Annotated in this window: 13 protein-coding genes and 2 tRNA genes; 1 reads left to right on the top strand and 14 read right to left on the bottom strand. The window is 49.2% G+C overall.

The window, feature by feature from the left end; translation table 11 throughout:
• Window positions 1–108 precede the first annotated feature (108 nt).
• The 12 genes from GPL15_RS07065 to GPL15_RS07120 all read right to left on the bottom strand — a co-directional run bounded on the left by GPL15_RS07065 (window position 109) and on the right by GPL15_RS07120 (window position 9,912).
• Window positions 109–197, bottom strand: a tRNA-Ser gene (locus GPL15_RS07065).
• A gap of 65 nt (window positions 198–262) precedes the next feature.
• Window positions 263–348: transfer RNA gene (locus tag GPL15_RS07070), tRNA-Ser, on the bottom strand.
• A 510-nt stretch (window positions 349–858) separates the two neighbouring features.
• On the bottom strand, window positions 859–1,566 hold the full coding sequence (gene ispD / locus GPL15_RS07075; RefSeq protein WP_215697403.1) for a 2-C-methyl-D-erythritol 4-phosphate cytidylyltransferase: 708 nt from the start codon (window positions 1,564–1,566) through the stop codon (window positions 859–861).
• A gap of 50 nt (window positions 1,567–1,616) precedes the next feature.
• Window positions 1,617–2,654, bottom strand: coding sequence for a tRNA (adenosine(37)-N6)-threonylcarbamoyltransferase complex transferase subunit TsaD (tsaD, locus tag GPL15_RS07080; protein WP_215697459.1), 1,038 nt, complete (start codon window positions 2,652–2,654; stop codon window positions 1,617–1,619).
• 17 nt (window positions 2,655–2,671) lie between these two features.
• Window positions 2,672–3,583 (bottom strand): ribonuclease Z, encoded by a 912-nt coding sequence (locus tag GPL15_RS07085; protein ID WP_215697405.1) that lies wholly within the window; start codon window positions 3,581–3,583, stop codon window positions 2,672–2,674.
• 354 nt (window positions 3,584–3,937) lie between these two features.
• Window positions 3,938–4,180 carry a hypothetical protein gene (locus tag GPL15_RS07090; protein ID WP_215697408.1) on the bottom strand — a complete coding sequence of 81 codons (243 nt, stop codon included), beginning with the start codon at window positions 4,178–4,180 and terminating at the stop codon, window positions 3,938–3,940.
• Window positions 4,181–4,448: 268 nt separating this feature from the next.
• Window positions 4,449–4,883 (bottom strand): ribosomal protein S18-alanine N-acetyltransferase, encoded by a 435-nt coding sequence (gene rimI, locus GPL15_RS07095; protein ID WP_252198166.1) that lies wholly within the window; start codon window positions 4,881–4,883, stop codon window positions 4,449–4,451.
• Window positions 4,880–5,578 carry a tRNA (adenosine(37)-N6)-threonylcarbamoyltransferase complex dimerization subunit type 1 TsaB gene (gene tsaB / locus GPL15_RS07100; RefSeq protein WP_215697410.1) on the bottom strand — a complete coding sequence of 233 codons (699 nt, stop codon included), beginning with the start codon at window positions 5,576–5,578 and terminating at the stop codon, window positions 4,880–4,882. The genes rimI and tsaB overlap by 4 nt, the downstream gene beginning before the upstream one ends.
• Window positions 5,579–5,585: 7 nt before the next feature.
• Window positions 5,586–6,014, bottom strand: a complete 429-nt coding sequence (gene tsaE / locus GPL15_RS07105; RefSeq protein ID WP_215697412.1) for a tRNA (adenosine(37)-N6)-threonylcarbamoyltransferase complex ATPase subunit type 1 TsaE — start codon at window positions 6,012–6,014, stop codon at window positions 5,586–5,588.
• Window positions 6,015–6,028: 14 nt separating this feature from the next.
• Window positions 6,029–6,535 carry a YcxB family protein gene (locus tag GPL15_RS07110; RefSeq protein WP_215697414.1) on the bottom strand — a complete coding sequence of 169 codons (507 nt, stop codon included), beginning with the start codon at window positions 6,533–6,535 and terminating at the stop codon, window positions 6,029–6,031.
• 17 nt (window positions 6,536–6,552) lie between these two features.
• Window positions 6,553–7,737, bottom strand: a complete 1,185-nt coding sequence (locus tag GPL15_RS07115; RefSeq protein WP_215697416.1) for a MalY/PatB family protein — start codon at window positions 7,735–7,737, stop codon at window positions 6,553–6,555.
• Window positions 7,738–7,770: 33 nt separating this feature from the next.
• Window positions 7,771–9,912 (bottom strand): Tex family protein, encoded by a 2,142-nt coding sequence (locus tag GPL15_RS07120; protein WP_215697418.1) that lies wholly within the window; start codon window positions 9,910–9,912, stop codon window positions 7,771–7,773.
• 279 nt (window positions 9,913–10,191) lie between these two features.
• On the opposite strand from GPL15_RS07120, the gene GPL15_RS07125 reads away from it, so the two are divergent.
• A complete protein-coding gene (locus GPL15_RS07125) occupies window positions 10,192–10,569 on the top strand; it encodes a DUF4190 domain-containing protein (protein WP_215697420.1) in 378 nt (125 codons plus the stop codon).
• 2 nt (window positions 10,570–10,571) lie between these two features.
• On the opposite strand, the gene GPL15_RS07130 is transcribed toward GPL15_RS07125, so the two are convergent.
• A complete protein-coding gene (locus GPL15_RS07130) occupies window positions 10,572–10,925 on the bottom strand; it encodes a DUF2752 domain-containing protein (RefSeq protein ID WP_215697422.1) in 354 nt (117 codons plus the stop codon).
• A 2-nt stretch (window positions 10,926–10,927) separates the two neighbouring features.
• A complete protein-coding gene (locus tag GPL15_RS07135) occupies window positions 10,928–12,136 on the bottom strand; it encodes an aspartate kinase (protein ID WP_215697425.1) in 1,209 nt (402 codons plus the stop codon).
• Between the last annotated feature and the right edge of the window lie 6 nt (window positions 12,137–12,142).

A 12,142-nucleotide genomic window follows, 5' to 3' on the forward strand; every position in this document is an offset into this window, starting at 1 on the left:
AGGCATATCAGATATGGCCTGTTTTTTTAGAATTTTCAGGGTTTTACATACTGTTCAATCTTTAATTATCAAGGTTCATTGCTATCGTACTGTTTGGAGAAAATCCAACGCAGAAGGAGGGATTTGAACCCTCGCGCCGCTACTAACGGCCTACTCCCTTTCCAGGGGAGCCCCTTCAGCCACTTGGGTACTTCTGCAAAGTACTAACAGCTGATTATCATTGACCTATTCATCAATGTTCACAGGTTGTCCAACCTGCTAACGGAGAGGGTGGGATTCGAACCCACGCGTCCTTGCGGACAAACGGTTTTCAAGACCGCCTCGTTATGACCACTTCGATACCTCTCCAAAGGTGCTTTTCTATTTTAAACAAAAAACGACTTTTTGTCAAGTACTTTTTTCTTTTTAAATCGCCGTATTTCGCAGCGACTTGGATATTCTATCATCTAAATCGCGTCCTGTCAATAAGTAAATTAAACTTTTTTGAAAAAAATTGCAACAGCCCGTAACAGTTCAGACAAGTCTGCGCAGACCATACGAAAACATAATAGCTGCAGGCATCCAGCTCCTCGCCGCAAGCGACTTTAATTGGCTGGATGCGTAACAGTTCAAACCTGTCTGAACTGTTACCCACTCCAGACATCCCGTCTTCCCGACCGAAAAAACGGCCGGGAATCAACGGATGTCCATCCAATTTGTAAAGCGGTTAAAAGAGCAGCTTACATTCAAACTTGTCCCTGCTTTCTTAACCACTTTTCCCGCCGTCTTGGGATGTGTTTGAAAATTCATTCCCGCCAAATATGACGCCCATCTGACGGAAAGCAATTTTCAAACACACCCTTATAGATGCAAAAAACTTCAAATACCCCTTTTCCGTAGAAAAGCCTCCGCTATTAACACATCCTCCGGAGTGGTCACCTTTATATTTTCATAACTTCCTTCGATCAACTTTACCTTATGTCCGGTCATCTGTTCCACAACCATTGCATCATCGGTGACACCGGCCTGATATTCATCCTTTTCAAACAGTTTTTCATAGGCCCCCCGCACCAGCCCGAAGGAAAATGCCTGCGGCGTCTGAACTGCCCATAATTTCGACCGGTCCGGAGTTGTCTCCGAATACCCATTCTCATCCACCGTTTTTATCGTATCTTTTACCGGCATTCCCACCACACATCCATGATATGTACGGACAGCATCGAGGGTCTGGGATATCATGATCTCATCCACCAGAGGCCTTGCCCCATCGTGGATCAAAACATACTCACAATCTTCAACGGCCAAAAGTCCCTGATAAACGGAATGATAACGTTCTTTTCCACCTTCCACTACGGCCCGGATTTTCGAAAAACCGAATTTTTCTATAATATGTTCTCTGCAGTATTCAATTTCCCCGGCGCCAACCACCACCACCACATCATCGATCCTGCTTTCTTCAAATGCTTTCAGCGCATAATACAGAAGTGGTTTCCCTCCCAGTGACATGTACTGCTTTTGTACCTCACTGTGCATGCGCCTGCCCTGGCCTGCTGCCAGCACAATTGCCGCGCTTCTCGTCTGTTCCATCAAATTAATCCTCCATACCGGAGCGTTTTTTGCCTAAAGCATGTTCCACACTACCGCTCTCCCAGCTTCAGATTCGGCACCGCATTGAGATCCCAGCCATGACGCGTGCCGTTAATGTATTCATAATAAGCAGCCACTCCTATCATTGCCGCATTATCCGTACAAAAGATTGGCGACGGATAATAAAAGTTCAAATGCTCCTTTTCACAGGCTGCTTTCATCGCTTCCCGAAGCGCCGAATTGGATGCTACACCGCCGGCAATTGCCAGCTTGTCATATCCGAATTCTTTTGCTGCGGCAATGGCCCTGCTCACCAGCGCCTCCACTACCGCATTTTGGAAAGAGGCGGCCAAATCCGCCACATTGATCTCTTCCCCCTTCATCTGGGCGTGGTTGATGTAATTCAAAACCGCTGATTTTAAACCGCTGAAACTGAAATCATAGGGGGCGCCTTCCACTTTGGCCCTTGGAAACTCCACCGCATGTTTGTTGCCGCCTTTAGCAGCCTTGTCCACCTTCGGTCCGCCCGGATATCCTAATCCTACGGCGCGGGCTACTTTGTCAAATGCTTCGCCTGCCGCGTCATCCCGGGTTCTTCCTATAATCTCAAATTCTCCATAATCCTTTACAATCACCAAATGAGTATGCCCTCCTGACACAATCAGGCATACAAACGGCGGCTCCAAATCAGGATGTTCAATAAAATTAGCCGATACATGGCCTTCAATGTGGTGAACTCCCACCAAAGGCTTTTTAGCCGCATAGGCGATGGCTTTGGCTTCCGCAACTCCTACCAATAAAGCGCCTACCAGCCCGGGACCATAGGTGACTCCGACTGCGGTAATATCATCCAGGGACGTCCCTGCCTGTTTAAGCGCCTCTTCTATCACCTGGTTAATCTTTTCTATATGCTTTCTGGATGCGATCTCAGGAACCACCCCTCCATACAGAGTATGAAGGTCGATCTGGGATGAAATCACATTGGACAGCACCTCCCGGCCATTCTTCACTACCGACGCGGCCGTCTCGTCACAGGAACTTTCAATTGCCAATATCAATACGTCTTCGTCTGTGGTATGCTTCTTCATAATCTCCTCTTCCACCTCTATTCCTCATCAAATTCCAATTCCAGTGTCCAGCCGTCCCTGGCCGCCTTGCTGCCCGGAAAGATGTCGCGGACCTTATCGATGAATTCTTCCGGCCTTGTGAGAGAGGGGCTGTAATGCGTCAGCCACATCTGCTTGGGCCCGGCTTCCCGGGCCAGACGCGCTGCCTCATACATGGTCATATGCTTGTACTCCCTGGCCTTCGCTTCCTTCCCGTCTTCTCCATACATTCCTTCGCAGATAAATAAATCCGCCTCCTTCGCGTATTCCGCAATGACGGGAACCGGCCGGGTATCTGTGCAGTAAGTCACTTTAAGCCCCCGGCGCTCCGGCCCCAGCACCATATCCGGGGTATAGGACACTCCGTCCATCTCCACGCATTCCCCCTTCTGAAGGCGGCTCCAGATCTTCATCGGCACGCCCTGGGATTTTGCCCGATCCACATCAAATCTTCCCGCTCTCGGGATAGAAATGGAATAACCGTAACATACCACATTATGATTTACCCTGTAGGCATCCAGAATATAGGGCCCCACATTCAGCCGTTCCCTCGGCTCGCTCAATTCCAGAAAACGCAGTTGAAACGGCAGTTCCGGCGCTATTGTCCTCAGCGCAGTCACCACCCGTTCCAGGCCCTTGGGGCCGATCAGCAAGAGGGGTTCCGTCCTTTCCGCATTGCCCATTGTGAGCAACAGTCCGGGAAGGCCGCTGATATGATCGGCATGATAATGCGTAAAACAGATCACATCGATGGGTTTGGGGCTCCAGCCTTTTTCCTTCAACGCAATCTGTGTTCCTTCGCCACAATCTATTAACAGGCTGCTGCCGTCACAGCGCGCCATCATTGAGGTCAGCCAGCGGTAAGGAAGCGGCATCATACCGCCGGTGCCCAATAAACATATATCCAACATAATAATCCTCATTTCCAGATCTTCTTAAAGTCTCACCTGAAATGATAACACAAACCGCTTCAATTAATCAAGTAGGTGCTGAATTTCCTGCCTATAACATGTACAGTTCAGACGGCGGGAAAATGATACAGAAAGCAGCATCATGCCCGCTTGTAAGCAGATTTCTGTATCATTTTTCACATCGGATGGACATCCGCTGCTTCCTGACCGGCTCTTTCGGTCAAGACGATGAGCCGTCCGGACCGTTACCCATCCAGCCCATTGGATTCACCTGCGGCGGGAGGCCGGATGCCTGCAGCCCCTATGTTTTCGTATGGTCTGCGCAATAAATGCGCAGACCTATCTGAACTGTTATTATAACATTTCAATCTGTTCTTCCACATCCACCGGAATCCTAAACCCCTGGATAAGTTCGTCATAACATGTCTCACACAGATCAAAATGATGGATCTCACCGTCTTTTTCCGAGAAGAAATCCCATGCGTGGTTGATTGACATCACGCCCTCTCTGACAATCCCTCCTTTCACTACCAGCCTTTTTGCACAGCAGTTGCATACTACACTTTCCAATTGTCCGTCACTTTTGTACTTCCTCATTTTAACCTCACCTTTCTTTTCCTGCGCCGTTGTTCTCCTGTCCTGAAGTATTCCTTTTGTACGAAACGCAAACAGATGCAAGGCACATCCATAGAGCGTGTTTGAAAATCCATTTCCACAAACTGTAATGCACATCTGACAAAAAGCAATTTCCGACCACACTCCAGCGAAACATTTTCCTATAGATTTAAAAAAATAATAAAGGAGTACCCTACAGGATACCCCTACATTATAATTGTTCTTCAGCCCGTTTTTACTGGTAATTGTTTCAAATCTCCCCAAGCCGCATCAGCCATGCATCCTCAATCGGATCGGTGTAGTAATGCTTCCGCTCTCCCTCCTTTTGAAAACCATAGGATTTATATAGGCTGACTGCCCCGAGGTTGCCTGCGCGGACTTCCAGGATGAGTTCTGAAACATCGCTTTCCCTGGCAGACATGACCATTGCATCCATAAGTTTCTTGCCAAGACCACGGCGCCGCATCCCGGGATGTACTGCAATCCGCTGGATCTCGCCTTCGTCCGCGATCACCCGGAGCACACAGTATCCCGCCAAAATCCCGTCTTCTTCCAGCACAAAATACCGGTCCAGCCTGCTGTCCAGCCCCTGAACAAGAAGTTCCTTTGACCACGGCACAGAGAAACAGGCCATTTCCAGTTCTTCCACCTGTTCGATGTCCCTCTTTTCCATCCTGCGGATCATAAACTCTCTCCCAGCCGTTCCCGTTCCGCCTGGGATTTCCTCAGATAATCCGGCCCATGTTCCGCCGCAGTCTCGGTCTTCCCTTCCTGATAATAGACAGCGCCCAAAGCCGCCACCGCTCCGGCCCTCTGACGGTTCATATGGGGCGGGGCAAAATCAAACGGCACTGTAAGAAGCTTCACAATCTGCTCCCTGTATACGGGTACCCCGTCACCCAGAAAAATGACCCTTTCACCCCTGCCGTTCAGCTCTTCGGCCAGCGCTCCCATATCCATGGGGCACTGCTCCTTAACAATTTCAAACTGCGTCTCAAAACGGTACAGCCCTGTATACACCTGGTTTCTCCGTGCATCCATAATTGGGCAGATCAGCGCCGCCGAACCGTACAGATTATAAGCCATGGCGTCCACAGTGGGCACATGGATTAACGGTTTCCCAAGGGCCAGCCCCAGCCCCTTGGCAGTGGCTGATCCGATCCGCAGCCCGGTAAATGATCCCGGTCCGCCGGACACCGCAATCCCATCCACCGTCTCAGGCTCAATCTCCAAAAGCTTCATCATCTCATCGATCATGGGAAGCAGGGTCTGTGAATGGGTCTTCTTAAAATTCACGGTATATTCCGCAGTCAAAATATCATCCGTAACCACTGCCACCGACGCAACCAAAGATGAACTCTCTATTCCTAATATTCTCATCGAACTCTCATGCCTTTCCTGTTACCGTAATTCTGCGGTAATCAAATCCCTTTTCCAAATCCTTTTCGATCTTAACCTTTATCACATGGTCCGGAAGTATCTCTTCAATCAGGTCCGACCACTCGATCAGGCAGACCCCCTCCCCGTAGAAACAGTCTTCATATCCGATCTCATCCATCTCCGATACATCTCCGATCCGGTAGACATCGAAATGATACAGGGGCAGGCGTCCTTCCTCATACTGCTGCACAATGGTAAAAGTAGGGCTGTTAACCGGTTCTAAAATATTAAGCCCTTTGGCAAATCCCTGGGTAAACACGGTTTTCCCCACCCCCAGATCGCCGTTCAGGCAGTAAACCTCACCAGCCTCTGCCTCAGTCCCCAGCTTCATCCCCAGTTCAAATGTCTCCTCCGGCTTATATGTTTCCAGGATCATGATCCCTACCTCCGCTACACTCTTTTATATCTGATTTTGGGCAGACATTCCCGTATGAATGCTCTGAATTCCCCTTCTTCTGCTCCCATAAGGGCTTTGGGGATCAGATAGGCATGAACCCGGTCCATGTAAAAGATCAGCATGAAAGGGGTTCCCTCCACCCGTCCGATCTGGTCCCAGGCAAACACAGCTTCCTGACCGGCCTGGGCAATAGATATGGATTCCCTGGTAAAAACAAGCTGCATGGGTTCTTTCACCATAGGAACCTTGGACTGGCGCTTCGCCTTCAGATAAAGCATGGAAGGCTGTATCACCGTAAACATCAGCACACAGAGAATCATCAGCACCTTCTGGCTCACCAGCATGGTGGGCCAGTTCATAATCAGAACATACAGGGCGGCCAGGGTGAACAACACGTTAAAGATGCCCATCAGCCCCTTATAGGAATGATACAGGGAAAACAGCCATAATTCTTTAGCCGTCAGTTGTACGTTAAATGAAAATGTCTTTTGATCTGCCATCTGTTATAATCACCTTTCTAGTTATCAAGCGCTGCCTTAATGCGTTCCATACAGTCAGCAAGGACGCTTCTGGCACATGCCACATTGATCCGTTCGAAACCGGCGCCCTCTTCCCCGAAGATATACCCCTCGTCAAGAGCCACTTTTGCCTTCTTCTGCATCAGTTCCTCCAGTTTCTTTGGATCCTTTTCATATCCGTTAAAATCAATCCAGACAAGATAGGTTCCTTCCGCTTCCACCATCTTCGCCTTGGGAAGTTTCTCTTTTACAAATTCCCTCACATAATCGATATTCCGGTCCAGATATTCCCTCACCTGTTCCAGCCAGTTTTCGCCGTCATTGTAAGCGGCGATCTCCGCCGTCAGGCCAAAGGGGTTGCAGTCGGATGCGGAAAAGCGCTCATTGGCCACCTGCATCCAAAGTTTTTTATATTCCGGGTTGGATATCACAAGATTGGAGGTGTGCATTCCCGCCAGGTTGAAGGTTTTGCTGGGCGCGGTGCACACGATAATCCGGTCTTTGTATTCCGGAGCGATCTTCAACAGCGGATGATGAACCACCCCGATTCTTGTCAGGTCAAAATGGATCTCATCGGAAATAATCCATTTATCATATTTTTGACAGATTTCCACCAGTTTTTTCAGCTCTTCCTCTTTCCATACACGTCCCGCCGGGTTGTGAGGGCTGCACAGGATCATGCCCTTGTTGAAAGGATCGGCCATTTTCTTCTCCAAATCCTCATAATCCATCCGGTAAGCCCCGTCCTCGTAGATCAGGGAGTTATTGACCATTCTGCGTCCATTGGCTTCTATCTTTATGGTGAAAGGATAATAAACCGGCCTCTGGATCACCACACCGTCCCCTTCTTCCGTCAGGGCGTTGATCAGATAGGCGATTGCCGGAACCACGCCGGGGCTGAAAAAAATGTCCTCCGCGTCCACATCCCAGTCGAAACGCCTTTTAAACCAGCCGCATACCGCCGCTTTCCCTTCTGTGTTGTCGTATGTGGTATAGCCGAAGATCTTCCGGTCGATCCTGGCATGAAGCGCATCCAGAATCGGATCCGCACATGGAAAATCCATATCCGCAACCCATAACGGAAGGGCATCCGCCGGGGCCCCTTCCGGAAGGCGGTCAAATTTCAGGCAGTGGGTTCCCACCCTGTCAATCACTTCATCAAAATTGTATTTTTTCTGATCCATATTCCTCTCCTTTTCCCCTCATCAATCATCTGTTTACAGTTTCATGGAAAGCCCGATCCGCTTCTTAGCCAGATCAACGCTGATCACCTTAACTTCCACAATATCGCCTACGCTGACCACTTCCATGGGGTGTTTAATATATTTTTCCGTCATCTGGGATATATGGACCAAACCGTCCTGATGGACTCCGATATCCACAAATGCGCCGAAATCAATTACATTGCGCACGGTTCCCTTTAAGATCATTCCTGGGGTCAAATCCTTCATCTCCAATACATCGGTTCTGAGAATCGGTTTCGGCATCTCGTCACGGGGATCCCGGGCCGGTTTTTCCAATTCCTTCGCGATATCTTCCAGTGTGATCACACCGACGCCCAGTTCGGCCGCCATCTTTTTATAATCCAATATCTTTTTGCCGATCCCCTTTAAACCTCCGGCAGCGATCTCTTCCGGACGGTATCCCAAACGCTCCAGAAGCGTTTTTGCGGCTTCATAACTCTCAGGATGGACAGACGTGCCGTCTAAAGGGTTGTCCCCGCCCTGGATTCTCATAAAGCCGGCGCACTGTTCGTAAGCCTTGGGCCCCAGTTTTGCCACCTTTAACAACTGCTTCCGGTTGGTGAATACTCCATTTTCCTCCCGGTAAGCCACAATGTTCTTGGCAATCGCCTTGGTGATACCGGAAATGTATTCCAGTAAAGACGCGGAAGCCGTATTCAAATCCACGCCCACTTTGTTCACGCAGTCTTCCACAACGCCCTGAAGGGTTTCACTCAAATGTTTCTGGTTCATATCATGCTGGTACTGCCCCACCCCAATGGATTTGGGATCGATTTTAACCAGCTCAGAAAGCGGATCCTGAAGGCGGCGGGCGATGGAAACCGCGCTCCTCTGCCCCACATCGAAGTTGGGAAATTCTTCCGTGGCCAGCTTGCTGGCGGAATATACGGAAGCTCCCGCTTCATTGACGATCACATACTGGACATGTTCCGGGATCTCTTTTAACAGATCCACGATTATCATCTCCGACTCCCTGGACGCAGTGCCGTTGCCTACGGAAATCAGGGAAATGTTATACTTTTTAATCATCTTTTTGAGAATCGCCTTGGATTCCTCCACCTTGTTCTGCGGCGCGGTGGGATAGATCACCACCGTATCCAGAACCTTTCCGGTGCCGTCCACCACAGCCAGTTTACATCCGGTACGGAAAGCCGGATCCCAGCCCAGAACCACCCGGTTCACAATTGGAGGCTGCATTAAAAGCTGTTCCAGATTCTTTCCGAAAATTTTGATGGCTCCGTCCTCCGCTTTTTCCGTCAGGTCATTCCTGATTTCCCTTTCAATGGCCGGGCCGATCAGACGCTTGTAGCTGTCCTCCGCCACTTCTTTCAGCAGCGGTGTTGTATGCGGATTATCATTGACAATCACCTTTTTTTCCAAATATCCCAAAATCCTGTCTTCCGGCGCTAATACTTTCACAGTGAGAATCTTTTCATTCTCCCCCCGGTTCAGCGCCAATACCCGGTGTCCTGCCACCTTCCGGATGGGCTCTTCGTATGCATAATACATCTCGTAAACGGATTCCGTTCCCTCGTTTTTGGCGCAGGACTGGATGCTTCCATTGTTGATGGTCATATTTCTGATAAATGTACGGTATTCCGCCTGGTCTGATATCCGCTCTGCAAGGATATCCCTGGCCCCCGCAAGGGCTTCTTCCACGCTGGCTACGCCCTTTTCTTCCGACACATATTGGGCCGCCGCAATTTCAAGCGGTTCTTTCACCATCTGCAGGGAAATGAGATCCGCCAAAGGCTCCAGTCCCTTTTCCTTGGCGATCATCGCCCTGGTTCTTCGTTTCGGGCGGTATGGACGGTATAAATCTTCCACCGCAACCAAGGTGGCGGCTTCCCGTATCTGTTTTTCCAATTCCGGCGTCAGCTTTTCCTGGTCGCGGATCGATGAAATGACCTGTTCCTTCTTCTCTTCCAGATTTCTCAAATATCTCAAACGTTCATCCAGGTTTCTCAGCACTTCATCGTTCAGGGAACCGGTGGCCTCTTTCCGGTATCTGGCAATAAAAGGAATGGTATTTCCTTCATCAATTAATTTCACCGCCGCCTCTGCCTGAGCCCGGCTGATATTCAATTCTTCATGTAATGTCTTAATAATGTCCATAGTTTCAACTCCATCTTCCGTCTCGATTAGCTTATTATAAGTAACAGTTCAGACAGGTCTGAACTGTTACGCATCCAGCCCATTAAAGTCGCCTGCGGCGAGGGGCTGGATGCCTGCAGCCACTATGTTTTCGTACGGTCCGCGCAGTAAATGCGCAGACCTGTCTGAACTATTATAATTCATCCTCGGCTGATATGCAACCGTCTATGGACAGCCGCATCATTTCATGCTACAATCAGCAGAGGACATAAATGATAGATTATACCGGAGGAAAACCAGATGTTAGATAGCAATATAAATCAGTCACCCAGTCACCCACCCCAAAAAGAGAAAAATTCCATGGCAGCCGCTTCTCTGATCGTCGGAATTTTTGCAATTATAAGCTGCTGCATTCCCCCATTCCAGTTTTTTCTCGGCGTCGTCGGGCTTTTGCTAGCCATTTTCTCCAAAAAAGGAAAACCGTTTGAGGGAGTTGCCGTTGCCGGCCTTGTTTTATCCATATGCGCCATTTTATTCAGCATCTTTGTTGTAGCTTATATTTATATCGTTGGTGTTTTAGTCAGAACCGACCCTGCATTTGCAGAGATGTATAATGAAATGTATAACATAATGATGGAGCAGTACCAGAATTTCTTCCAGTCTGCTCCGGTTCAATAGTTTTACGGCAGGGGATCGATCCCCATAAACAGCAGCATATAATTTTTAACGATCATATTCAGGATTACAATCACAACGCCGATGTTTGTGAACGTAACCAGATGCCCCAGGTAAAGCTGGGGCTTTTTTCGTACCTTGGAGATCACAAATGTGATGAATTCCAGGCTTCCGATCACAGCCATGTAAACCACCAGCGGGTGATACCAGGCACTTTTCAGGACTTTACCCTGAAACAGGTACAAAGCCGCCCTGGTTCCCCCGCATCCTGGACAGTACAGTCCGGTAATAAGATGAAACAGGCAGGGAATCCCCTGCCTTATTATTTTTTCCAACACATAAAAAATATTCTCTGTCATAATCAGTCCGCCAGGTCAAATGCATCATGAACCACTCTCATGGCCCTGTTGGTGTCCACTTCGTCAATCAGAACCGTGATGCGTATCTCGGAAGTGGCGATCATCTTAATATTCACGTTGGCGCCATAAAGGGCTTCAAACATCTTGGCCGCCACTCCCGGGTTGCTGGTCATCCCAGCTCCGATAATGGATATCTTGGAAACCGTCTCTTCACTCTGGATATCCTGGGCTGTGATCAGTTCTTTATTGGCATTTAACAGGTTAACCGCGTCTTCCAGATCCGTCCGGGCCACGGTGAAGGAAATATCCTTGCTGGAACCGCGTCCGATGGACTGGATGATAATATCCACATTAATGCCGTTTTTCGCAAGAAGATTGAAGAGCTTAAATGCCGTTCCCGGCTCATTCTTCACCCCAAGCACAGAAATCCGCGCCGTATTTTTATCGGCGGCCACGCCGCTCACTAACATTCTTTCCATCTTTGTCCCCTCCTTCACAACCGTTCCTTCCGCCCTGGTAAGGCTTGACAGAACCACAAGCTGAACTCCATATTTTTTTGCCATCTCAACCGAACGGTTATGAAGGACTTTGGCGCCCAGGGAGGCGAATTCCAGCATCTCATCATAGGATACTTCCGTCAGTTTTCTTGCATTTGGCACAATACGGGGATCAGCGGTGTAAACGCCGTCCACATCCGTGTAAATTTCACAGGCGTCCGCGTGAAGGACAGCGGCCAGGGCCACAGCCGTGGTATCCGATCCGCCCCGTCCCAAGGTGGTCATATCGTCAAATTTATTCACCCCCTGGAATCCGGTGATGATTACGATCTTGCGGGCTTCCAGTTCGTGGCGGATCCTCTCTGTGTCAATCCTCTTGAGCTTCGCCATCCCGTAGGAGGAGGTGGTCTTCATCTGTATCTGGGCCGCGTTGAGGGAAACCGCCGGTATTCCCAGGGAATGCATGGCCATTGACATCATTGCCACCGAGATCTGTTCTCCTGTGACCAAAAGCATATCCAGTTCCCTTTTCGGGGGATGAGGATTGATCTCATGGGCCTCCTGAATCAGCCGGTCTGTGGTTTTCCCCATGGCTGAGAGCACGACTACCACATCATTTCCCTTGTTGTAGTCCTCCACACAGCGTCTGGCCACATTGAAAATTCTATCTTTATCAGCTACGGAGCTTCCTCCGAACTTTTTAACAACTAACATCTGCTC

It is taken from the genome of Clostridium sp. MCC353 (assembly GCF_018785315.1).
GTDB lineage: Bacteria > Bacillota > Clostridia > Lachnospirales > Lachnospiraceae > CHH4-2.